Source organism: Lysinibacillus sp. NPDC058147, from assembly GCF_042884205.1.
GTDB lineage: Bacteria > Bacillota > Bacilli > Bacillales_A > Planococcaceae > Lysinibacillus.
In genome coordinates this window covers 349,116-372,262 of the sequence record NZ_JBHVUJ010000001.1, presented here as the reverse complement: position 1 = coordinate 372,262, position 23,147 = coordinate 349,116, and the positions used below count along the sequence as shown (strand labels likewise).

Genomic DNA, 23,147 nt, shown 5'->3' with positions numbered 1-23,147 from the left:
GATTAAGCTTCTTGTGATGCTGGGTATACAGATACTTGTTTGCGATCGCGACCTAGACGTTCGAATTTAACAACGCCGTCAACTTTAGCAAATAGTGTATCGTCACCACCACGACCTACGTTTGTACCTGGGTAAATTTTTGTACCGCGTTGACGGTAAAGAATTGATCCACCAGTTACGAATTGGCCATCAGCACGTTTAGCACCAAGACGTTTTGACTCAGAGTCACGTCCGTTTTTTGTAGAACCTACACCTTTTTTAGATGCGAAAAGTTGAAGGTCTAATGCTAATAATAATTTCATCGTGTTCCACCTCCTACTTGGTTGTAGTTGATTTGGATGTATTGTCCGTAATTTTGCACCATCGAATACACTTGGGCAGTCATTACTTGGACAATTAACTGTAGTTTTGCATCAATCTCAGGCTCTAATTCTGATGGTAAGTTTACCTTAAGATAGCCCCCACCTTCAGCAGCTTGTTCGATTTCTGGCTGTAATTGTAATAGTGCATAAATAGCATTTACTGTACCTATGGCAATTGTAGATGCTCCAGCGCATACTAAATCTTTACCAGATTCATCGTATTCAGCATGTCCTGAAAATTCAAATGCTGACACATGTCTATTTTCATCGTGATGAATCGTAACTTGTATCATTCGCTACACCTCACAATTAAGCGTTGATAGCTTCAACAACTAATTTAGTGTAAGGTTGACGGTGACCTTGTTTACGACGGTAGTTCTTTTTAGCTTTCAATTTGAAAACAACGATTTTTTTCGCACGGCCTTCTTTAACAACTTTCGCTGTTACAGTAGCACCTTCTACGAATGGAGCTCCAACTTTAACGTTTTCGCCACCAACGAATAAAACTTTATCGAAAGTTACAACCTCGTCAGCTTCTACACCTAATTTTTCAACATAGATTTCTTGACCAGCTTCTACTTTGATTTGTTTACCACCAGTTTCAATAATTGCGTACATTTTACTGCACCTCCTCATAGACTCAGACTCGCCTGTTTATAAAGGTGATCATATGATACTTAAACCTTCCCAGTGCGGTTGCAGTAGCACAGGTGCTACAAACAATAACATTAAAATATTACCACACGTTTTTTTTTAAGTCAATCTATTCATTACATATTTCTCAAATGCTAAACGATATTTTCGATAATTCCATTCCTTTAACACTTGAAGCCATATAAATAAACATAGAATTGCTAAAAAAATAGATTGTGGAAGGTAACATAAAGTTATCATAAATAGTATAAAAGCAATTATAAGAGAAAGCCAGTAGTAATATTCAAACGCACGGACATTAGGATAGAATAAAAATAAGCACGCCGAAAATATTCTGCCTCCGTCCAACGGAATAATCGGTATAACATTAATAACTAATAGCACAAGTTGCACATTAATAAGCTTATTGGCAAGCAGTTCTGGCATAAAAAAAGCGAGGCCAATCCCTAACATTGTAGCGATTGGTCCCCCTAAGGCAATCCAAAGGAGTGACGTTGCAGGCACAACCGCTGGATTTTCAAATTCTATTTCCCCTCCGTAAGGTGTAATAACGCATGATTTTACCTTAACACCACAAAGCATGGCCATTAACAAATGACCAACTTCATGCCATAATAACGAAGATAAAATAATGGCGTAATAAGCAATTTGGCCAGTAAAAATCATTAAAAATACAAGAGGGATACATAGAAGATGCAGTTTAATTTTCATTGGACGCCGCTGTTTCAAGCCACTGTACAATCTGCTCTAAACTATATTGTGTCTTATCTTTTTCAATCGAAATATAGAGTTGTCCCGCCTCTTTCATGCCGATTAAATCATTTGCCTGCACTGTTGTATATGGAAGTTGTGCTAAACTATCCAGCATACCATAGGATACTGTTGTACCATCATCATAGCTTATCGTCATTGTTTTACCAGTATCTTTTGTATAACCTGTAAAAACGACGAGACCATTCTTTCCCGCATAAACAGGTAAGCCCATGTCATATTGCAATAAAAAACCTTCCTTTAAAACTTGTGCATTGGCAAATGATAATAATTCAGTTTGCCCAACATCGCTCGATACCAAAATTGTTGTATCCTCTTTATTTAACCAACTTTGCCCTAGCTCACTTAAATAGGTTAAATCTGCTGATGTTGTAACTAGTTTTCGTACTGGTGTTTCCAATACACCTTGATCCTCTAAACGAATTACGAGCATAATTGCAGCCACAAGCAGTATTGTGACCAACCATTTCCATATCTTAAACAAGCCCTCATCCTTTTTTCACACTATATGAGATTGCATGTCCATTCATGCACAAGAAAAAAACCTTCTCGTACAAATGCACGAAAAGGCTGATAATTATTTTGAAAATAACGCTTTTAGTTTTGAAAATACACCTTTATGTTCATCTTCAATTGCCATAAGTGGCACAGACTCTCCAAGTATTCGACGGGCAATATTACGATAGCCTAAAGATGCTTTATTAGAAGGATCCATTACTACTGGTTCACCTTTATTGGATGATGAAATAACTCCTTCATTATCGACGATGATCCCTAATAAATCGATAGACAAATGTGTTGTAATTTCATTCACATCCAACGTATCACCGCTTTTCATCATATGCTGGCGAATGCGGTTAATGATTAGTTTAGGTGCAGAAATTTCTTCCTGTTCAAGTAAGCCGATAATTCGATCTGCATCACGCACAGCAGAGATTTCTGGCGTTGTTACAACAATTGCATGATCTGCACCAGCAACAGCATTGCGATACCCTTGTTCAATACCCGCTGGACAGTCTATTAAAACATAATCATAGTCTCTTTTTAATTCTTCTACTAAGTTTTTCATTTGCTCAGGTTTAACAGCATTTTTATCTGTCGTTTGAGCTGCAGGTAATAAAAATAATTTCTCATCTACACGTTTATCTTTGATTAACGCTTGATGAATCTTACAGCGCCCTTCAACAACATCAACTAAGTCATAGATAATTCGATTCTCAAGACCTAAAATTACATCTAAATTACGCAGGCCAATATCAGTATCTACTAAACATACTTTTTTACCTTGTAGAGCCAATGCAGTCCCCAGGTTAGCCGTTGTCGTCGTTTTACCGACACCGCCTTTACCTGAAGTTATGACGATCGCTTCTCCCACACTAGCTACCTCCCTTAGACACATTTAACAATGGTCGAATATTTTTTAACGCTTGAATTTGATCGTACGTAATACGCCCATCATAGCCAATAAATGCACAAGTCATCTCTTCCTGATTAATTACTTTTACATGTTCGTCTGACATTACCTGAACCTGATCAGCAATCATGATATGAGTGGCTTCAAAACGAGATGCTGCGATGATCGCTTCCTTATTACCATGAACACCAGCATGCGCAATTCCTTTAAGTTTACCTAGGACATACACATTGCCACCCGCTTCTACACGTCCGTTCGGATTGACATTCCCTACGATAATAATATCTCCTGTCGAACGCAGAACTTGCCCCGATCTGACCACACCTATATATGTATCTTGTTGACTTTCAATCCTTTTCTGGTTGCTCTCATGGACAGTCAGTACTTCACTTTGCACCTTTGAAACGATTAGTTGCTCAGTTTCTTGAACAATTTTAATAAGCTCTTTGATTTGTTCATCAGAACAGTATCGATAGCCCAAATATAATTGTACATCTACTTTGCTATCGATACCGCTCTCTGAAACTTTCTTTTTCAGCTCTTCTACTAAATCGACATACGCACATTGATCGTCTAAACGAAGAACAAATCCATCCTTTGTTCCCTTCATATTAACTAACTGTTTTTTCATGAATGCCTCACCCCACGTTGCTCTTTGTTAAGAAACTTCACGTGCTCTCTGTAAGACACGCGCATTAATTAGATACTTGAAGGCCCAACCAAGAATCATTAAAAATAGTGCATTAGCAATGATCGTTGGCAGTAGTCGTGAAAGTAAGAATTCCGATAATGGAATCGTTGTAAAGTCGATAAGATAGAAGAATTGATAGAGTATAAATTCTAAAATTGCTACTAAAACAACTGAAATCGTCGTTGTCACAACTAAGTGCTGATGAATAACTTTCACAATAGATCCTGCTAAAAAACAAATAAGCGGAAACAGTACTGAGTATAATCCAATAATATCAATGTAAAACACATCATACAAGACACCAAAAAAAAGTCCATACATTACCGCTCGTTGACGGCTGTAATAAATGGATATAAATATTAAATATAAGATTAAAAATCTCGGAACTAAATAATAAATTTGCCCTTTCACTTCAATTGGTGAAAGCATAGCAAACTCTGGTTCTAGTAAAAATAGTAATACTGCCACAGTAGGGATGAGAAACCGAACCATTATTCCGCCTCCTCTTTACCCTTTTGTGGATGTGTTAAATCCTCGTTAGATGTATTACCATCGGATCCATCTATCACAGTAGCGGAACGTTTAGCAATAATAACATAGTCTAAAATTGAAAAATCAGCAGATGGTTTTACATAGGCCATTTTTGTTAAGCCAAAATCATCTGTACTTACTTCAGTTATTTCTCCGATTGGCACATTTTTAGGGAAAATACCACCAAGTCCTGATGAAACTACTTGCTGACCTTTTTTAACTGTTAAACTTGAATCGATTCGCTTCATAATGAGTTCATTTCGCTCTTTATCATAGCCCTCGATTAAACCGTATGCTTGTTTATCTCCTTGAACCATCGCAGAAACACGATAATTTGGATTATTTGTATATAAAAGCTCTACCTCAGAGGTGAAAGGTGTCACTAAAGTAACTTTACCGACTAACCCTTTCGCTGTCATAACTGCCATATTTTTCTCTACACCGTGTGAAGACCCTTTATCTAAAATAATTTTTTCTTCCCACTGATCAGGATTTCTAGCGATAACTGTGGCATGAATCGGATCATATGCTTTTAAGCTTTCCGATTTGTCCATGAGCTCTTGAAACTTTTTAATATCAGATTTCAAGTCCGATGCCTCAGCCTGTACAGCTGCAAATTCTTCTAAGCGTGCTTTTAAGCGTTTATTTTCTTCGTACGTGTTTAAGAGGGAATCAATACTATTAAAAACACCAGTAATATAATTCGCCGGCTTCGCAACAATAGATTGTGCGACGCCGACAGTGTCTTTAATAATTTGCTCTGGTAAAGTTGCTTTCGTCCGCTCACGTAATGAGAAGCTAATCAATGCCACAAGAAAAACCATGCCCACGAGTAGCAAAATTAATTTCTTATTGAAAAAAAACTGTGGCATTGCCTAAACCTCCTTAACCTTTAACTTGTTGTTGACGAATTAAATCAATATGTTCTAGAGCCTTACCTGTACCAATAGCAACACAGTCTAGTGGATCTTCTGCGATAAATACTGGCATATTAGTTTCTTGGCTAATAACTTTGTCTAAATTCGTTAATAGCGCTCCACCACCTGTTAGTACAATTCCGCGCTCCATTACGTCTGCAGATAATTCAGGAGGTGTTTGTTCAAGCGTTTTTCGAACACCATCAATAATAGATGATACCGCTTCACGTAAAGATTCAGAAATTTCTTGTGAAGAAATTTCGATTGTTTTAGGTAAACCTGTTAAAAGGTCGCGTCCTCTAATTTCCATTTTTTCTTCTGGACCTTCAGCCAACGCTGTACCAATTTCCATTTTCACTGCTTCCGCAGTACGTTCACCAATTGTTAAGTTATATGTTTTACGAATATACGAAATGATAGATTGGTCCATTGCATCCCCGCCAACACGCACGGATTCACTTGTTACAATACCACCTAATGAAATAACAGCTACCTCTGTTGTACCACCACCGATATCAACAACCATTGACCCTGTTGGATCCCATACTGGTAAGTTCGAACCGATTGCTGCTGCAAATGGCTCTTCAATTGTAAATGCTTCTTTAGCACCTGCTTGGCGAGCAGCATCAATAACCGCACGTTGTTCAACCGATGTAATACCGTAAGGTACACAAATCATAACATTCGGCTTTTTCCAATTACCACCAGAGTTTTTACAAGCTTCTTTTAAATAGTATTCTATCATTGCTGTAGTAATATCAAAATCAGCAATAACGCCATCTTTCATAGGACGAATTGCTACGATTGAGCCAGGTGTACGACCAATCATATTTTTCGCATCATTACCAACTGCAACGATATCTCCAGTTTTTGTATTTTTTGCTACAACTGAAGGTTCGCGTAAAACGATTCCCTTCCCTTTAATAAACACTAATGTATTCGCTGTGCCAAGGTCAATCCCGACATCTTTACTTCCTAATCCAAACAATTTGTGTACTCCCTTTCTATTTAAGCCATACTTTCGTTGACATCTACTACACTCAGGTGTGTTTACACCCTAAGTCTCTATCTTCATTCACTCAGTGTTAGACACCTACTGAAAAAAAACTACACACTCATTTATCTCACACCTGTAGGAGTGAGAGTCTTTTTCTGAATAAAAATAAAATCATACCGTTCATTATAACGGAAAAACGTAAGAATTTGTAGTGCCACATACCTCTTCTCACGGAAAAGATACTATTTTAATTCCCTCATAAACAAAAATAGTACGTATAGATTAGCATATAATTTTTATTCTTGTAAGACAACGTGTAATAGGCTACCAATTTTTGTGAATATTATAGACATTTCTACGAATACAATAACGTTTTCTATAAAAAAAGGTTCGCTTTTATTTTTGGCATTTCGCAAAAAAATACAAAAATATTTATTTTTAAAATAATAATACGATGTGATTTTCACTAAATTTTAGAAACAAGGAACACTATGAGGCTTCACGGTACGATTCAGCAACTGTCTTTACAATTCTAAATCGTATAAATACTTCTTGGATCGTCACCAACACGTGTGGTTGATTTCCGTTCCGACTGGGTGCTTTGTTGTTGCTGACGCTACGTTAGTACTACGCTTTCGCACAGAAAACATTCCGCTTCGCTGCAGGGTCTCGGGCCAACAGATGTTTTTTGCGCGAAAGCGTAGCGTCAGCAGCACCGAAGTTGGTCACGAAGGCGTTATCACAGGATGTGATGGTTTTAGCCTTCATTCCTCTATTGCTAATCCTCAAGGAGTCGCCCAGTCGGAACGAAGATCAACTTATTTACATAGTAGACGTTTTAACAAAATCATCCACAACTTTTGGTGATGAACTTGATACTCAACAAACCCTAAAGATTTCCATAAAAAAACTCTGCAAAATATTGCAGAGATCAATTGTGCCACGGCATAAATTGTCCGGAGGCTTTAGGCCAACAGATGTTTTTTGCGTGAAAGCGTAGCGTCAGCAGCACGATGTTTTTTGCGCGAAAGCGTAGCGTCAGCAGCACGATGTTTTTTGCGCGAAAGCGTAGCGTCAGCAGCACGATGTTTTTTTGCGCGAAAGCGTAGCGTCAGCAGCACGATGTTTTTTTGCGCGAAAGCGTAGCGTCAGCAGCACGATGTTGGTCACTCAGCGTTTTCACAGGATGTGAAGTTCTTAGCCTGAGTTCCTCTTTTCAGCGGATGTTGGGCACCCGCTGAATGAAGTTAAAAATATCCTTTTTCTTTCAGACTAATAAACTGATGATCACCGATGATGAGATGATCGATTAAATCAATTCCTATAATATAACCAGCCTCTAAAATTCTTCTCGTCACTTCTATATCCTCATCACTAGGTGTTGGAACGCCGCTAGGATGATTATGTGCACAAATAATAGAAGCCGCAGATCTTTTTACAGCCTCACGGTATATCTCCCTAGGATGCACAATCGAAGCATTGAGACTGCCTATAAAAATCGTCTGTCTATGAATAATTTGATTTTTTACGTTTAGAAAAAGAACTACGAAATGTTCCTGGTTCAGTGAAGTCATATCAGGCATTAAATATGCAGCGGCATCTTGAGGTGAACGAATCGTATATTTTTCATCGCTATGTTTCTGTGCGAGACGTCTACCGAGTTCAATTGCAGCTAATAATTGAATGGCTTTAACCTCACCAATCCCTCTAATAGCAACCATTTCCTCTATTGTTGCATGTTTCAAATGATGTAAACGCTCAAAAACACTTAGCACACGATTTGCAAGTACAAGAACAGACTCTTCTTTAGTGCCTGTCCTTAATAAAATAGCCAGCAACTCCTGATTCGATAAACTCATAGCTCCTTGTCTTCGTAGTCTTTCACGAGGTCGATCCTCTATATTAACGTCTCGTATCATCGTCCTTGGTAAAACATCATTTAGCAAAAAAGCCTCACTCCTTCGCAAATTGGATAATATTGAGAGCTACCAATTGCGTAAACAAAGTTGCAAGTGGTAAGCCGACAACATTGTTATAATCTCCTTCAATTCGTTTTACTAGAAGGGTTCCTGCAGTTTGAATGCCATACCCACCTGCTTTATCAAATGGATCTCCCGAATCTACATATGCTTCGATGAGCTCCTGCGATAAATGATGAAAGACAACATTTGTCTCTTCAACAAATGTAGTTTCATTGCCGTTAGGCTCAATAATGGCAACAGCTGTCATGACCGCATGACACTTACCTGATAAACGTAATAAGTGAGAAATTGCCTCCTCACGATTTTTTGGTTTGTGGAGTAGCTCATCATCATAAACAACAATAGTATCCGCTCCAATAATTGTTGCATTTGGAGCTTTATTCGCCACATCACGTGTTTTTAATAGAGCTACACCTTTTACATAATCTTGCATTGTAGTTGCCCGGACGCTTGTCTCTTCTACTTCACTAGTTATTATATCGAATGGAAGTGATAGCATGGAAAGTAATTCCTTCCGTCTTGGTGAAGCAGAAGCAAGCACTAGCTTGTGATTTGTTTTAAACATTATCTGACCATTCCTCCTTATAGTTATCATAACGGAGAATTTAGTATTTGAAAATTTTCTAAAAATCAAGATAATGCTTATTTCACTATCTTTTGTGCTTAAAATTTCACTTGAAGACAAGCATTTTTCGATTTGTAATGGGCAAAAACTTGTAAGCGAACAATGCTAATATCGGTTGAAATAGACGAGGCTGCCGTTCCAATAGATTGCCAATCAGCAGGCAGTGTAGAATCCTTTGAGTTATCCTTAAATTTTAATTTTGTTGCATTTTTGTCAGCTAGCACAGATGGAAGCTCCGCAATCGTTGCCTCCTTACAACTGTCACCGCTCAAAGTAAATGCTTTTTTAAATGTTGCAGGATCTTTTAAAAAGACAAGCTGACTTTCATCTGTTACCATACTTGTCCAAACATAAAATTTCCCATCAACCTCTACAACGGCACTTTCTTTTAATGAAGGATGTTCAGATACAAACGAGCTCGCACTTTCATAATTTGAATAGACCCCTGCTTGACTTGCAAAAAACATAGGTCCGTTCGTTGCTCCTCCCGCTGTTGGAATTGTTTCTCCATCTGTATTGCCTTTGTTACTATTCTTGGCTACCTCATTACTATCATTTTTTAAAGATAATTGGGTGCTTGCTTGAAGAATACCTAAAAAAATGGCTACACCAAAAAGTCCGACTATTCCTCCAATAACCATCGCTCGAAATATTTGTTTTTTCATCACATGACTGACAATTTTCATTCGACCATCACCTCTTTCTCCAACGTATCAAAGTAAATTTAGAAAAGACGATATTGTTACAATATGATATATAAGTATATGTATAAAAGGATGTGTAAATGCGAATTTACTACATTTTGATTTAATAGTTATTTTCGAAGTTTTACTGCAAAATTAAATATTTTTGTAACGAAATATTTACTATAACAAAAAAGAGATGGATTCTTTACTTAACTCTTTTGTATCTCTATCAGAGAGCAATTTTGCTGAGGGAGTAATAGAAAGGAAATAGAAATATTATTTAATGACAAATAATCGTTTTTGAGATGATATGATGGGCAAACAAAAACTGTTGGATTTCAAGAAGGAATGAAAATATATTTAGAAAAGTGCTTTAGGAAATCAAAGAGAGAAAACGCAAAAATTAATTATAATTTACCTAACTGATTCGGAGGAATTCTTATCATCGTATAAAAAAATCAGGACTCATTTTTTAATGAGTACCTGATTCTTTACTGTAAAATATATTGTTCGCCCAATTATATGTTAAATATTTTTTAATCCGCTACGTACTTCAGTTAATAAATACAACGAACCCGAAACAATAGTCCTCGATTTGCTTTCTGACTGCAGTTTTAAAAATTGCACATAATTTTCTAATACTGTTTTATGAGAGGCGTTGGACAGTTCAAGCATGTTGTGAGCAGCCATCGCACGGGGATTATCGAAATCAACAAAGTAAAAATTATCACTTACCTGCTCAAATAGTTGCAAAATCTCTTCTACAGCCTTATCAGCAAGAATACCAATTACAAAAGTAATCTGCTCTCCCGGGAATTCCTGCTTAATCGTTTCTATTAATTTCTCAGCACTCGCTGGATTATGCGCACCGTCTAAATAAATATAAGGCATAATTTCTTCAAAACGTCCTAAAATAGTCGCGTTTTTCACAGCTTTTTGAACAGCATCTTTACTAACTTGTAACTCTAATGCGGTTGCCACTTCAAAAAAGGCTGTAATAGCTAGTGCCATATTATTCGCCTGATGTGCCCCCTTCATTGTGCGTATAAGCTTTGTTATACGGAAGCCATTGTTATTATGCTTATAACTCTCTCCATCATTCTCTTGCTCCACATGAAATTGATGATTTAGCTCAAGAACAGATGTATGTTTTTTTTGAGCTTCCTGATAGACGATGTCTTTCGCTTCTGACGGTAGCTCCCCGATAATAACTGGACGATATGGCTTTATAATTCCTGCTTTATGATAGGCAATACTTCCAATCGTATTTCCTAAAAAGTTCGTATGCTCTAATGCGATACTCGGTATAATTGACACAATTGGCATAACCACATTCGTACTATCAAGTAAGCCCCCCATACCTGCCTCAATAAGGGCAATATCTACATTACTTGCAACAAAATGTAAAAATGTTGCAACTGTTAACAGTTCAAAATCTGTTAGTTTCCCGCTTAGTCCAGCTGCCTGCATTTGTTGGAATACATGATTCATTTCCTCTTCTGTAATAGCTTGACCCTCTACTTGAATTTGGTCATGTACGTCCACAATACAAGGAGACATAAATTTGCCAACACGTAAGCCATGCTCTTTGGAAATTGATTCCAGAAATGTAAGTGTAGAGCCTTTACCGTTAGTCCCTGCTAAATGCACGACTTGCAATTTGTTTTCTGGATTACCTACTCGTGCCAATGCCTCTTCAATCGCATTTAGACCAGGTTTAATAACATCATCACTCTCAACATTCCACTTTTCCTTGTAGCTATTCAATTTTGGAATCATTGTTGTTCCCCCTGTAGCCATTGTCGTATTTCAGCTATAAAATACAATGAGCCTGTAATAACTATAATATCCTCATTATTTCTTTGATCTAGCATCGATTGAACTATTTCACGCCAATTCGCATTATACATCTTGTTCGCATTTGTAGATAATGCAGCTAATTGATCAGCAGGCATAGCATTTGGTAGCTCAATTTGTGTAAACGCAACTGATGTAGCAATACTATCCATTAAAGCAATACTTTTCGCATGATCTTTATCCGATAATGCTGCATATATAAATCGATAATTTTGGTTTGGATAGACCGTTTTAAGAGTTTGGATAAGTGCGGCAGTTCCTTCAGAATTATGTGCTCCATCTAATATAATATTGCCAGGTAATTGCTCAAAACGGCCTGCCCACTGAGCTTTTGCCAAAGCTTGACGAATTGATTCATCTGAAATGTCAATGGCTCCATTCTCTCTTAACGTTAGGATTGCTGTAATTGCAAGGCTTGCATTATTTATTTGATGCGGGCCGGCCATTTTTAACGGGACAGCTACCATCTCCTCATTTGCTTTTCGGTAATTAAAGTGCTGTATACTAGTGCCTTGATCAATATTTTCAACCGTAAAATCCTTCCCTAAAACAAGGCATGGGGCAAGACGCTTATTTGCAACCTCCCCGATGACAGTAAGTGCCTCCTCACTTTTAACGCCCACTACAACAGGTGTATTTTCTTTAATTATTCCCGCCTTCTCAAACGCTACCTTTGCTAATGTATCCCCTAAAAACGCAGTATGTTCTAATGAAATCGTTGTTATAATTGAAATTAGGGGCTTGATGACATTCGTAGCGTCTAAACGTCCACCAAGTCCAGTTTCAATAAGCGCAATATCCACTTCTTCATCCGCAAAATATTGGAACATAATAAGTGTCACAACTTCAAAGAAGCTCGGAAAGTCACCTTCATAATGGGTCTCAATAATCTCAGCAATTTTGTTCATATAGTGTAAAAATTGTGCATCAGAAATTGGGTTTCCATTAATAGTCATACGTTCATTTACACGCTCTAAATGAGGTGAAGTAAAGGCACCTACTTTATATCCAGCATTATGTAACATTTCTCTGAGCGCATTCACTGTTGATCCCTTGCCATTTGAGCCTGCTAAATGGATAGCGCGTAGCCTGTCCTGTGGATTATTAATAAGCGCTAATACCTCTCGCATCAAAACGAGCGGTGCACGTTTATGATCAACTGCCTTTAACGTAAAAATAAAATCTGTACATTCTTTCATCGTCCTAAACAAAAGAAACACTCCCTTTTACTACAATATCTCTATTTTAGTACAAGTAGCACCCGATACACATACATTTTGAAAAAAACCCTTGTACTTTGAACGAAAGCTTTAAATCAAATATCTTTTATTGCATATAAAATCAACATAAAAAACAGCAGATGACTTTAGCCATCCACTGTCTCAATCTTACATATTTTTCAGTTCTTCTAAACGTTTTAATACAACCGCATGTTTACTTTCGTAATCGGCTAATTTTTCACGTTCTGCATTAACTAATGCTTCTGGCGCTTTGGACACGAATTTCTCATTCGATAACTTTCCAGTTACAAGTTTGACTTCTTTTGCCCATTTCTCTAATTCTTTTTCAAGACGAGCAATTTCTTCCTCTAGGTTAATAAGTCCAACAAGCGGTAGGAATAGCTCAGCTCCAGTAACTACTGCTGTCATTGACTGACCAGGAGCTTCTAAACTTTCTCCAATTGTTAGCGTTTCTGGATTACAGAATTTTTCTAAATATGCTTTATTGGCTTCAAGTACTGTAGCCGTTGCAGCATCCTTCGCTGAAATATATAGCGGCACTTTTTTGCTCATAGGTGTATTTACTTCCGCACGAATATTACGTACTGAACGTATAATATCCATTAGGAGCTTCATATTGTCCGCTTCCTCTGCAAAATGAAGATCCGTACGTACAGTTGGCCATGCTGCCACTGTGATTGATTCACCTTCATGAGGTAAGTGCTGCCAGATTTCTTCTGTAATGAATGGCATGAATGGATGTAATAGACGCATAGTTTGGTCTAAAACGTAAGCTAAAATAGAACGAGTCGTTTTCTTAGCTGCTTCGTCATCACCATATAACGGTAATTTAGCCATTTCAATATACCAAGAACAGAAATCATCCCAAATGAAGTTATACAGCTCACGGCCAACTTCACCAAATTCATAACGTTCTGCAAGAGATGTTACACGTTCAATTGTTTCATTTAAGCGAGTAAGAATCCATTTGTCGGCAACTGATTTTTCACCAGTTAAATCGATTTCATCAAATGTCATACCTTCCATGTTCATTAAAGCAAAACGAGAGGCATTCCAAATTTTATTAGAGAAGTTCCAAATTGCTTCTACTTTTTCAGTTGTATAGCGTAAATCCTGACCAGGTGAAGATCCAGTAGCTAAGAAGTAACGTAATGAATCGGCACCATATTGATCAATAACGTCCATAGGGTCCACACCATTGCCAAGTGATTTACTCATCTTACGTCCTTCACCATCACGTACTAAACCGTGAATTAATACATCTTTGAATGGACGCTGACCTGTAAATTCAAGACCTTGGAAAATCATTCGAGAAACCCAGAAGAAAATAATATCATAACCAGTTACAAGTGTGCTTGTTGGATAGTAACGTTTATATTCTTCATTTGTCTCATCTGGCCAACCCATTGTAGAAAATGGCCATAGTGCTGACGAGAACCATGTATCTAATACGTCTTCATCTTGTGTCCAATTTTCTGCATCTGCTGGCGCTTCTTTTCCTACGTAAATTTCGCCTGTTTCATTGTGATACCAAGCTGGGATTTGGTGACCCCACCATAACTGACGAGAGATACACCAGTCACGAATGTTTTCCATCCAGCGAGAATATGTGTTTTCGAAACGAGATGGTACGAAGTTCACTTTTCCTTGTTCATCTTCTTGAAGAGCAAGTGAAGCATCAGCAAGTGGTTGCATTTTTACGAACCATTGTGCTGAAAGATATGGCTCTACAACAGCACCAGAACGTTCAGAGTGACCTACTGAATGTGTATGCTCTTCAATACGGATAAGCACGCCCGATTCTTGTAAATCAGCTACGATTTGCTTACGGCATTCAAAGCGATCCATACCGTTATACTTGCCAGCAAGCTCGTTCATTGTACCATCTTCATTCATAACAAGAATGCGTTCTAGATTGTGGCGGTTACCAACCTCAAAGTCATTAGGATCATGTGCTGGTGTCATCTTTACAACCCCAGTACCAAATTCCATATCTACGTAGTCATCTGCTACGATAGGTATTTCACGACCTACGATTGGTAAAATAACTGTTTTACCGATTAAGTGTTGATAGCGTTCATCTTTCGGGTGAACGGCTACCCCAGAGTCACCTAGCATTGTTTCAGGACGTGTAGTCGCAACTTCCACATATCCTGAGCCATCTGCTAATGGATATTTCATATGATAGAATGCACCTTGAACATCTTGATAAATAACTTCAATATCTGATAATGCTGTTTTTGCAGCAGGATCCCAGTTAATAATGCGTTCGCCACGATAAATTAAACCTTTTTCATATAATTGAACGAAAACAGTTTTAACTGCATCAGAAAGACCTTGATCGAGTGTGAAACGCTCACGAGAATAATCTAATGCAAGACCAAGCTTCGCCCATTGATCGCGAATATGTCCTGCATACTCTTCTTTCCATTCCCATGTTTTTTCTAGGAATTTTTCACGCCCTAAATCATAACGTGTAATATTATCTTCTCGTAGTTTGGCCTCTACTTTTGCTTGTGTTGCAATACCTGCATGGTCCATTCCTGGTAACCAAAGTGCATCGTAACCTTGCATGCGTTTCATACGAATTAGAATATCTTGCAATGTTGTATCCCAAGCATGACCAAGATGTAATTTACCTGTTACATTCGGTGGTGGAATAACAATAGAATAAGGCTCCTTTTCACTTGTAGGCTGTGCCTCAAAAAATTTCCCTTGTAACCACCATTCATAACGACCTGCTTCAATAGACTGCGGATCATACTTTGTAGGCATTGAAATGTTTTCTGTCATTTTGATTCCTCCTGTTGACTTATTAATTTTACCGTTGTAGATCGTACCAATCATTCTGTTTTTATGTCTCAGGTAGAGGCACTTATACCAGAAGATTAATGGAAATAAAAAAAACTCCTAACGTCTAAAAGGACGAAGGAGTTTAAGTTCGCGGTACCACCTTTAATTCCAGTAGAGGTAAGTTAAGCAGTCACACATTTCATCAGAAGAAAATGTACTACTCGCTTAAGCCTTTTACTACTGGCTCTCAATTCGGTAACGGTGTTTAACCGGCTTTAACTACTGTTAGTTCACTAAAGCTGCTCAAGGGCTACATTCAATTAGATACAAATAGAAACTTTCCAGCTACCGTTTCCTCTCTTAAAATGTACTCATAATTTACTCTTCCCTGTCTTAGCATCTATATTCGACTTTTTCACATTGTACCGCAAAATCGTGCAATTGTTCAAGTGATTTAGTCATTTTTTAGGAAGCACTACTAAAAAAGGAAGTGAAATTCAAATGCGACGACGCAAGTATAATCCTTGGCTTTTACCACCATGGCTACGACAATTTCGTTTTTATTGCAAAACGATAATTGTACCAATTTGTGTTTTTCAGTTTATACGTGTCATCATCATTCCGACATCTGGAGATTTTATCATCTTATTGCTCCTGCTACTTCTATGCTATTTACTTTTGAGTGATGTCATTTGAAACACGAACCTTTAGCGGTGTATAGTCCTCCGTTAAATCCCAGATCATCGATGGAACTTCATGCCAGGAGCTGGATTCACGGACTACAATATGACTTGAGGATTCCCTCAACACTGTTTTTTGCTCAACTGGTGCAGTTTTTTCTTTTTGGTCTGAAGCCACTACAGCTTCAGACTTTTCCTTTGGTGCTGCAAATGTTACTATCTTTGATTTTTCCTCTTTTATGGATGTTGTTGATTTTTCTTCTTGTGTTGAAGCTACTACTGCTGCAGGTTGTTCCTCTTGCGCCAAAGCCACTACAGGTGCAGGTTTTTCTTCTTGAATCGAAGCCACTACTGCAGTAGGTTGTTTTACCTGTGTCGTTTCTCCTATATTCGCAACCTTCTCGATGTGAGCTGAGGCATTGACAGTAACAGGCTCTAAAACATGAGCTTTTTCAAATGCTGGCTCAAGCTCATTAAACACACTTGTAACCGTCCATTCGAGCTGACACATCTGATTAGTCAATATAGGCCGAATGTCCTTTACCATTAAATCTTCAATAGCTGCATCCTTTGGTAAATCCACATTTAAAGGAACTGCATACTCAAAATAACCAGTATCCCCCTGAATATCTAGCGTATCGATTTGTACTAATTCTTCATCATCTAGGAAAGCTTGCATGTCTTGAAAATCAAAACGAACATGTGCTGTGATATGATAAATACCCATTAATCGTAGAGAATCTTCTAACTGCATTGTCTGCCATCGTGGCTTAATTTGTACAGCTGCGATTTCCGTTGGGCAGCCATAACCAGGAAAACAAAAAGTTTCACTCATATTCCAAGTTTTGTGTTCGATAATAATCCCTCCCCTTGCATCATATGAAGCTTAGAGGGATAGTATGCTAAAGGTTGATGAATCAATTTCTCCTTGGCGACAGAAATCAAGAGTCTAAAAAAGGCATACTAGAAACTTCTAGCATGCCTTTTTACTGTTGCACAATTATACATTCACCAATTTAATTTTATTTGCCACACGATCTGTTAACATTTGTGTTGCTTTTGGTACGATTGGCTTAAAGATTGGATTTAAAACAGGACCAGCTAATCCTCCTGCTGTTACTTCTAAGAAGCCTGTCATCTTTGTATTTTCTGCATCAATACTTTCTGCTAGGAAATAACCGTTTCCTGAAAAGTTGTCAGAAAGTCCTTTTAATTCGAATGTTACTTTTGTAGGCGCTGCCCATTCTAAAATAGTAATCTCTACTTGTACTGTTTTTTTCAGTACACCAACATTACCTTTAAATGTCCAATTTGAATGTTTTTCATCAATCATTTCATGCGCATTATAACCTGGGACAAGCTTTGCCCATTTTTCCATATCACTGACGAAATCCCATACATTTTCAATTCCTACGGGTACTTCGACCATATGTGTGCCAGTTGCCATATCATTTCACTACTTTCTTTTACGAATAGCTATATTATATACGATTTCGCCCACAATTTGGCTATGCTGAAAGTTATAATTTTAATATTTTTTTTCAAACGGTAACGATCATACATTCATTATCATTTAACGGGTAAAAATGAATCATCATCAAAACGTGTGGTTGATTTCCGTTCCGACTGGGGGCGTCCGATGAGCCGCTTCGCTTCGCTGCAGGGTCTCATCTGTGACGCTGATCCCCAAGGAGTCACCCAGTCTCTACTCCAATCAACTTGTTTACAAAGTAGACGTTTTAACAAAAGTCATCCGCAACTTTTGGTGATGAACCGTAAAAATATAAGCCCTAGCAGGCAAAGGCATATTGCATACTTTTATCAACAAAAATAGCATGCCAGAAAATACTTCTAGCATGCTATTATATATCAACCTGTTATCTTGCTAATTGTGCAAATACATTATGGAAGGCTTCCACCGTTTTTGCGATATGTTCTTCCGTATGTGCAGTAGAAATAAATAAACCTTCAAATTGAGATGGCGGTAAGAAAATACCTTCTTCTGCCATTAGGCGGAAGTATTCAGCGAATAATTGTAAATCAGACGTTTTTGCTGTAGCAAAATCAATAACATCTTCATTCGTAAAGAAGAAACCTATCATTGAACCGGCACGATTCACAGTATGTGGAATATTGTATTTCGTTGCTGCTTCACGGAAACCAGACTCTAATTGATCTCCTAGCTTTTTGAAGTATTCATAAGAGCTATTATCAAGGCGAGATAATGTTTCATAGCCTGCAGTCATGGCTAAAGGATTCCCTGACAATGTTCCAGCTTGATAGATTGGACCAGCTGGTGCTACTTGCTCCATAATTTCTTTTTTCCCCGCAAATGCACCGACAGGAAGTCCACCACCAATTACTTTCCCTAACGTTGTCATATCTGGTGTTACATCAAAATAACCTTGTGCACAGCCATAGTCAACACGGAAACCTGTCATAACTTCATCAAAAATCAACAATGATCCATGTTCCTTTGTTAATTCACGTAAGCCCTGTAGGAAGCCTGGTTGCGGAGGTACAACGCCCATATTTCCTGCGACTGGCTCAACAATTACTGCCGCAAGCTCTGAACCAAACTTTTCGAAAACAAGTTTTGCCCCTTCTAAGTCATTGTACGCTACAGTTAATGTATTACGTGCAATATCCGCTGGGACACCTGGGCTGTCAGGTAAGCCTAATGTTGCTACACCAGAGCCTGCCTTAATTAGTAAGGAATCACCGTGACCATGATAAGAGCCCTCAAATTTTAAAATTTTATCGCGCCCTGTAACACCACGCGCTACGCGTAAAGCAGACATCGTAGCCTCTGTACCCGAAGAAACGAAGCGAATCATTTCCATACCAGGTAGTCTATCTAACACTAATTTAGCTAATCGATTTTCTGTGTAGCTAGGCGCTCCAAACGAAGAGCCTTTCGCTGCTGTTTCTGCAATTGCTTGTACTACTTCTGGATGTGAATGACCTAAAATAAGAGGTCCCCATGATAGTACATAATCAATATATTCATTGCCATCAATGTCTTTTATAATAGCACCGTGACCAGATTCCATGAAGATTGGATCCATATTTACAGATTTGAATGCACGTACTGGGCTACTAACACCACCTGGCATTAAGTTAATTGCTTCAGCATAAGCTTGTTTTGATTTTTCGTAAGAACGCGTCATTTATTTCTCCTCCAACCAACGTACAACATCTTTAGCATGATACGTAATGATTAAATCTGAGCCTGCACGTTTCATGCTAAGTAACGTTTCAAGCACTACTTTTTTCTCTTCAATCCAGCCATTAATAGCCGCTGCTTTAATCATTGCATATTCACCAGAAACGTTGTATGCAACAATCGGTAATGTATAGTTATTTTTCACATCACGAATAATGTCTAAATAACTTAAAGCTGGCTTAACGATTAAGAAATCTGCACCTTCTGCAATATCCGACTCTGCTTCACGGAATGCCTCCATACGATTCGATGGATCCATTTGGTATGATTTACGGTCACCAAATTGAGGCGCACCATCAGCTGCTTCTCGGAATGGACCATAGTAGCTAGAAGCATATTTTACGGCATATGACATAATCGGAACATTTTCAAAGCCTGCTTCATCTAGACCTGCACGAATGGCAGCCACAAAACCATCCATCATGTTGGAAGGAGCGATGATATCCGCACCGGCTTTTGCTTGTGATACTGCTGTACGTGCTAAAACATCTAATGAAGGATCATTTAAAATTTGATCGCCTTCAATTACGCCACAATGACCATGATCTGTAAATTCACATAAGCATGTATCTGCAATAACTAAAAGCTCTGGGTAACGAGCTTTAATAAGTCGTGTTGCTTCTTGCACAATACCATGATCATGGAATGCACCCGTTCCGACTGCATCTTTTTCTGCAGGTAAGCCAAATAAAATAACCGCAGGAATACCTAAAGCAACAACTTCATCAATCTCAGCTTCAAGTTTATCTAATGAAAATTGAAAAACTCCCGGCATAGAAGATACTTCATTTTTAATGTTTTCGCCTTCAATAACGAAGATTGGATAAATTAAATCTTCTTTGTGTAAGTATGTTTCTTTTACCATTGATCGTATTGCAGCATTTGCACGCAAACGACGATGTCTTTGAAATTGTAATTTTGTCATTTTCTTTCTCCTACTTTCGTTATTTCCTCGATGACCGCTTGCATTGTATATACGCTCGGCATAACATCTACAATAGCACCGTGATTCAAAATAGCAGCTTCTGTAATATGACCGATTACGGCTACACGTACTGCCTCCCAACCAATGACCGAAGCTACATCCTTGGCGTAGACCTCAACAGCAGAAGGGCTAGCAAAAACCACTGTGACATCGCTATTCGCACGGATACATTCAATCATTAATTGTTGTTGATCGTGTCGCTCAATCGTTTCATAAACTGTCCATTCCTTCAATTTAAAGGGCAGCCCTTCCTTTAATGTCTTTTTCGCTTTTTCTCCACGAATAAATAGACACGTAGGTTTGCTACCTGCAACACTAGGGAATTCCTGAACAAATACATCTGCACTAAATATAGAAGGCATAAAGCTCACATGGAATCCTAGCTTTTCTAAAGCAGAAGTAGTTTTAGTACCGATAGAAGCAATTTTCCCAGGAAAATGCCCTGCACTTACATTAAACCGTTGCATCTTGCTGGCAAAAGCTTCTACAGCATTTTGACTCGTAAAAATGAGCCATTCAAATTGACGGGCAAACTCTAAATGCACATCATCGTTTTTAGCGATAATCTCGCAAGTTTCAATCAATGGGGCAATTACTGCTTGTCCACCTAAAGCTGTAATGTCATCTATTATTGTTGTCGTCTTAGATGTACCTGTCAAAATAATAGTTTTACCTTCTAAAGGTAAATTACTTGGCATCTTGCTCTGCCTTTACTCGTTGAATTAAATCAAAAGCACCTTGCTTCGTTAAAATCTCAGCAAGCTCTTTCCCAACAGTTTCCGCATCAGAGCCCACAACCGTTTCTTTATAAACAACTGAAGCATCTGGTGCAGCAACAAGGCCAGTTAATGTAATTTCTTCCCCATTAGACTTTGCGTATCCTGCGATAGGTACTTGACAGCCACCATCCATAGCTGCTAGGAAAGCACGTTCTGCATGTGCTTCTTTCCATGTTAGGCTATCTGTTAACTTGCCTAATTCCGTTAATAGCTCTGTATCGTCTCCACGGCATTCAATACCTAAAGAACCCTGTGCTACTGCAGGTAGACAATCCTCTACAGATAAAAACTCAGTAACTACATCATCGCTCCAGCCAAGGCGTTTTAGTCCAGCTGCTGCTAAAATAATTGCATCGTATTCATCAGTTTCAAGTTTAGCTAAACGTGTATCTACATTTCCACGAATCCATTTAATTTCTATATCTGGACGGACTGTTAAAAGTTGAGCACTTCGACGAAGAGAACTTGTCCCAACTACAGCTCCCGCTGGAAGATCGGCAAATTTTACATGTCCTTTTGAAATAAATGCATCACGCGCATCTTCACGTGGTGGAATACAGCCAATTACTAATCCTTCTGGCAGTACTGCAGGCATATCCTTCATAGAATGCACAGCAAAGTCAATTTCTTTGTCATAAAGCGCTTGTTCAATTTCTTTTACGAAAAGCCCTTTACCACCTACCTTAGAAAGCTGCACGTCTAAAATTTGGTCACCTTTCGTGACAATTTCTTTCACTTCAAATTCAAATGGTGCTCCGGCTGCTTTTAACTCATTGATAAACCAATTTGTTTGTGTTAAAGCTAGCTTACTTCTCCTAGAACCTACAATAATTTTTCTCAACAGTCTTCAACCTCTCTTCTAATACCATAAATGGAATCGTGATAAACTGCTTCCTAAAAAGAAGTTAACAACAACTAATAGGTAAGCGTATATATGTACCCACGCATAAGTTGTCCCTATCAGCTTACGTCTACGATTCACATACAATATAAAGCAATACAAAACTAAAATAATAAAGGACCCAATAATTTTCGCATCAAAAATTGAAAAACTCTCTAGCGTTAGTAGTGCCCATTCAAACCCTAAAATTAAACTTACAAATAGCAATGGAATACCAATGTAAAATGAAACATTCATCCAGTTGCTCGTCTGCTGTAGTGATGGCAACCTTGTCCATAAATGTGACCATTTCTTCTTTTTAAGCAAACGATATAAAACTAAATACAATATCGCAAAAACAAATGTTAACGAAAACACTGCGTACGATAAAATTGCAAAAGATATATGAATAAAAAGCAATTCCGAAATTAAAGTATCACTAACTGTTCCTGTTGACCGTTTCGGCATAAAAGTAAAGATACTACCGAATAAAAATCCTAGTATATTAATAATAAATACCGGTAGATCTACCCGTGCAATACAGTGCAAAACAATAGATAATGTCACGAGCAGCCAGGAATAAAAGAGAATCCCTTCTGACAAGGATAAAATCGGAAAACGCTTCGTTTCCACAAAAGTTAATAGTATAATGGCGCTTTGAATTACCCATACGAATGAAACAAGCCAAAAAGCAATTCGTCTTGCTCGTATTTGCTTATAAAAGTAATCAGTAAAGTAAAATACTAGACTGATCGCATACAAGACGATCATTACTTCATAGAGCCTTGTCATTGTCAAATCAGCCAATAGACATCCCTTCTTTATATTGAAAGTGCTAAAGTAGTGTACTTTAGCCTAGAAAAAAAACGTTTTCGTATCCTTAGTTTACCATACAGATACGAAAACGCCTCATTTAAAAATCAGTAGAAAATCTCGTTCGCGAGAAGAAACTTAAAGGAACAACTAATAATTCTAAAGTTGCACCGCGAACACATAGACATCTATCAATTATGCCTTGGCATAATTGTGTCCGGAATCGGCTTTGTGCTTAGGCCTGCGTGATGCAGGTCAGTTAG

23 protein-coding genes and 2 other annotated features are annotated in these 23,147 nt (G+C 38.1%); all 23 genes read right to left on the bottom strand.

From position 1 onward, the window contains the following. Positions 1-2 precede the first annotated feature (2 nt). A complete protein-coding gene (gene rpmA, locus ACFVT8_RS01805; RefSeq protein WP_053484817.1) occupies positions 3-302 on the bottom strand; it encodes a 50S ribosomal protein L27 in 300 nt (99 codons plus the stop codon). Beyond that, positions 299-655, bottom strand: a complete 357-nt coding sequence (locus ACFVT8_RS01800) for a ribosomal-processing cysteine protease Prp (RefSeq protein ID WP_387082218.1) — start codon at positions 653-655, stop codon at positions 299-301. The genes rpmA and ACFVT8_RS01800 overlap by 4 nt, the downstream gene beginning before the upstream one ends. Positions 656-671: 16 nt before the next feature. Further along, positions 672-980, bottom strand: coding sequence for a 50S ribosomal protein L21 (gene rplU / locus ACFVT8_RS01795; RefSeq protein WP_036124117.1), 309 nt, complete (start codon positions 978-980; stop codon positions 672-674). A 14-nt stretch (positions 981-994) separates the two neighbouring features. Next, positions 995-1,070, bottom strand: a sequence feature (ribosomal protein L21 leader region). Positions 1,071-1,115: 45 nt separating this feature from the next. Next, positions 1,116-1,727, bottom strand: a complete 612-nt coding sequence (locus ACFVT8_RS01790) for a zinc metalloprotease (RefSeq protein WP_387082219.1) — start codon at positions 1,725-1,727, stop codon at positions 1,116-1,118. Continuing rightward, positions 1,717-2,271 carry a peptidoglycan DD-metalloendopeptidase family protein gene (locus ACFVT8_RS01785; RefSeq protein WP_387082220.1) on the bottom strand — a complete coding sequence of 185 codons (555 nt, stop codon included), beginning with the start codon at positions 2,269-2,271 and terminating at the stop codon, positions 1,717-1,719. The genes ACFVT8_RS01790 and ACFVT8_RS01785 overlap by 11 nt, the downstream gene beginning before the upstream one ends. Positions 2,272-2,364: 93 nt before the next feature. Beyond that, positions 2,365-3,162 (bottom strand): septum site-determining protein MinD, encoded by a 798-nt coding sequence (gene minD / locus ACFVT8_RS01780; protein WP_387082221.1) that lies wholly within the window; start codon positions 3,160-3,162, stop codon positions 2,365-2,367. Between the two features lies 1 nt (position 3,163). Then, complete coding sequence (minC, locus tag ACFVT8_RS01775; RefSeq protein ID WP_387082222.1) at positions 3,164-3,832, bottom strand: septum site-determining protein MinC; 669 nt, start codon at positions 3,830-3,832, stop codon at positions 3,164-3,166. A gap of 27 nt (positions 3,833-3,859) precedes the next feature. Further along, entirely contained in the window at positions 3,860-4,384 is a 525-nt protein-coding gene (gene mreD / locus ACFVT8_RS01770; RefSeq protein ID WP_387082223.1) for a rod shape-determining protein MreD, read from the bottom strand. Next, positions 4,384-5,295 carry a rod shape-determining protein MreC gene (gene mreC / locus ACFVT8_RS01765; protein WP_387082224.1) on the bottom strand — a complete coding sequence of 304 codons (912 nt, stop codon included), beginning with the start codon at positions 5,293-5,295 and terminating at the stop codon, positions 4,384-4,386. Before mreC ends, mreD begins: the two co-directional genes overlap by 1 nt. A gap of 13 nt (positions 5,296-5,308) precedes the next feature. After that, positions 5,309-6,328 (bottom strand): rod shape-determining protein, encoded by a 1,020-nt coding sequence (locus tag ACFVT8_RS01760; RefSeq protein ID WP_387082225.1) that lies wholly within the window; start codon positions 6,326-6,328, stop codon positions 5,309-5,311. A gap of 1,256 nt (positions 6,329-7,584) precedes the next feature. Next, positions 7,585-8,256: a RadC family protein gene (gene radC / locus ACFVT8_RS01755; protein ID WP_387082554.1), complete on the bottom strand. Its 672-nt coding sequence runs from the start codon at positions 8,254-8,256 to the stop codon at positions 7,585-7,587. Positions 8,257-8,290: 34 nt separating this feature from the next. Further along, positions 8,291-8,884 (bottom strand): Maf family protein, encoded by a 594-nt coding sequence (locus ACFVT8_RS01750; RefSeq protein WP_387082226.1) that lies wholly within the window; start codon positions 8,882-8,884, stop codon positions 8,291-8,293. Positions 8,885-8,982: 98 nt separating this feature from the next. Next, entirely contained in the window at positions 8,983-9,630 is a 648-nt protein-coding gene (locus tag ACFVT8_RS01745; RefSeq protein WP_387082227.1) for a hypothetical protein, read from the bottom strand. A gap of 525 nt (positions 9,631-10,155) precedes the next feature. Next, a complete protein-coding gene (locus ACFVT8_RS01740; RefSeq protein ID WP_387082228.1) occupies positions 10,156-11,409 on the bottom strand; it encodes a bifunctional folylpolyglutamate synthase/dihydrofolate synthase in 1,254 nt (417 codons plus the stop codon). Next, complete coding sequence (locus ACFVT8_RS01735) at positions 11,406-12,707, bottom strand: bifunctional folylpolyglutamate synthase/dihydrofolate synthase (RefSeq protein WP_387082229.1); 1,302 nt, start codon at positions 12,705-12,707, stop codon at positions 11,406-11,408. Before ACFVT8_RS01735 ends, ACFVT8_RS01740 begins: the two co-directional genes overlap by 4 nt. A 168-nt stretch (positions 12,708-12,875) precedes the next feature. Next, positions 12,876-15,521 (bottom strand): valine--tRNA ligase, encoded by a 2,646-nt coding sequence (locus tag ACFVT8_RS01730; RefSeq protein WP_387082230.1) that lies wholly within the window; start codon positions 15,519-15,521, stop codon positions 12,876-12,878. A gap of 125 nt (positions 15,522-15,646) precedes the next feature. After that, positions 15,647-15,925 (bottom strand) — a binding site (T-box leader). Between the two features lie 268 nt (positions 15,926-16,193). Continuing rightward, the gene (locus ACFVT8_RS01725; RefSeq protein WP_387082231.1) at positions 16,194-17,036 is read right to left on the bottom strand and encodes a valyl-tRNA synthetase; all 843 of its coding nucleotides are present in this window, start codon (positions 17,034-17,036) and stop codon (positions 16,194-16,196) included. A gap of 165 nt (positions 17,037-17,201) precedes the next feature. Further along, on the bottom strand, positions 17,202-17,648 hold the full coding sequence (locus ACFVT8_RS01720; RefSeq protein WP_053484835.1) for an SRPBCC family protein: 447 nt from the start codon (positions 17,646-17,648) through the stop codon (positions 17,202-17,204). Between the two features lie 430 nt (positions 17,649-18,078). Next, entirely contained in the window at positions 18,079-19,371 is a 1,293-nt protein-coding gene (gene hemL / locus ACFVT8_RS01715; RefSeq protein WP_387082232.1) for a glutamate-1-semialdehyde 2,1-aminomutase, read from the bottom strand. Next, positions 19,372-20,352, bottom strand: a complete 981-nt coding sequence (gene hemB, locus ACFVT8_RS01710; RefSeq protein ID WP_387082233.1) for a porphobilinogen synthase — start codon at positions 20,350-20,352, stop codon at positions 19,372-19,374. After that, positions 20,349-21,110 (bottom strand): uroporphyrinogen-III synthase, encoded by a 762-nt coding sequence (locus ACFVT8_RS01705; RefSeq protein WP_387082234.1) that lies wholly within the window; start codon positions 21,108-21,110, stop codon positions 20,349-20,351. The genes hemB and ACFVT8_RS01705 overlap by 4 nt, the downstream gene beginning before the upstream one ends. After that, positions 21,100-22,032, bottom strand: coding sequence for a hydroxymethylbilane synthase (hemC, locus tag ACFVT8_RS01700; RefSeq protein WP_387082235.1), 933 nt, complete (start codon positions 22,030-22,032; stop codon positions 21,100-21,102). Before hemC ends, ACFVT8_RS01705 begins: the two co-directional genes overlap by 11 nt. A gap of 18 nt (positions 22,033-22,050) precedes the next feature. After that, a complete protein-coding gene (locus ACFVT8_RS01695) occupies positions 22,051-22,878 on the bottom strand; it encodes a cytochrome C assembly family protein (RefSeq protein WP_387082236.1) in 828 nt (275 codons plus the stop codon). Positions 22,879-23,147 lie beyond the last annotated feature (269 nt).

Excerpts from the sequence above, each read along its gene's own strand:
- rpmA (WP_053484817.1), bottom strand. The coding sequence starts at position 302 with ATGAAATTATTATTAGCATTAGACCTTCAACTTTTCGCATCTAAAAAA.
- ACFVT8_RS01800 (WP_387082218.1), bottom strand. The coding sequence starts at position 655 with ATGATACAAGTTACGATTCATCACGATGAAAATAGACATGTGTCAGCA.
- rplU (WP_036124117.1), bottom strand. The coding sequence starts at position 980 with ATGTACGCAATTATTGAAACTGGTGGTAAACAAATCAAAGTAGAAGCT.
- ACFVT8_RS01790 (WP_387082219.1), bottom strand. The coding sequence starts at position 1,727 with ATGAAAATTAAACTGCATCTTCTATGTATCCCTCTTGTATTTTTAATG.
- minC (WP_387082222.1), bottom strand. The coding sequence starts at position 3,832 with ATGAAAAAACAGTTAGTTAATATGAAGGGAACAAAGGATGGATTTGTT.
- mreD (WP_387082223.1), bottom strand. The coding sequence starts at position 4,384 with ATGGTTCGGTTTCTCATCCCTACTGTGGCAGTATTACTATTTTTACTA.
- mreC (WP_387082224.1), bottom strand. The coding sequence starts at position 5,295 with ATGCCACAGTTTTTTTTCAATAAGAAATTAATTTTGCTACTCGTGGGC.
- radC (WP_387082554.1), bottom strand. The coding sequence starts at position 8,256 with ATGATACGAGACGTTAATATAGAGGATCGACCTCGTGAAAGACTACGA.
- ACFVT8_RS01750 (WP_387082226.1), bottom strand. The coding sequence starts at position 8,884 with ATGTTTAAAACAAATCACAAGCTAGTGCTTGCTTCTGCTTCACCAAGA.
- ACFVT8_RS01745 (WP_387082227.1), bottom strand. The coding sequence starts at position 9,630 with ATGAAAATTGTCAGTCATGTGATGAAAAAACAAATATTTCGAGCGATG.
- ACFVT8_RS01740 (WP_387082228.1), bottom strand. The coding sequence starts at position 11,409 with ATGATTCCAAAATTGAATAGCTACAAGGAAAAGTGGAATGTTGAGAGT.
- ACFVT8_RS01730 (WP_387082230.1), bottom strand. The coding sequence starts at position 15,521 with ATGACAGAAAACATTTCAATGCCTACAAAGTATGATCCGCAGTCTATT.
- ACFVT8_RS01725 (WP_387082231.1), bottom strand. The coding sequence starts at position 17,036 with ATGAGTGAAACTTTTTGTTTTCCTGGTTATGGCTGCCCAACGGAAATC.
- ACFVT8_RS01720 (WP_053484835.1), bottom strand. The coding sequence starts at position 17,648 with ATGGCAACTGGCACACATATGGTCGAAGTACCCGTAGGAATTGAAAAT.
- hemL (WP_387082232.1), bottom strand. The coding sequence starts at position 19,371 with ATGACGCGTTCTTACGAAAAATCAAAACAAGCTTATGCTGAAGCAATT.
- hemB (WP_387082233.1), bottom strand. The coding sequence starts at position 20,352 with ATGACAAAATTACAATTTCAAAGACATCGTCGTTTGCGTGCAAATGCT.
- ACFVT8_RS01705 (WP_387082234.1), bottom strand. The coding sequence starts at position 21,110 with ATGCCAAGTAATTTACCTTTAGAAGGTAAAACTATTATTTTGACAGGT.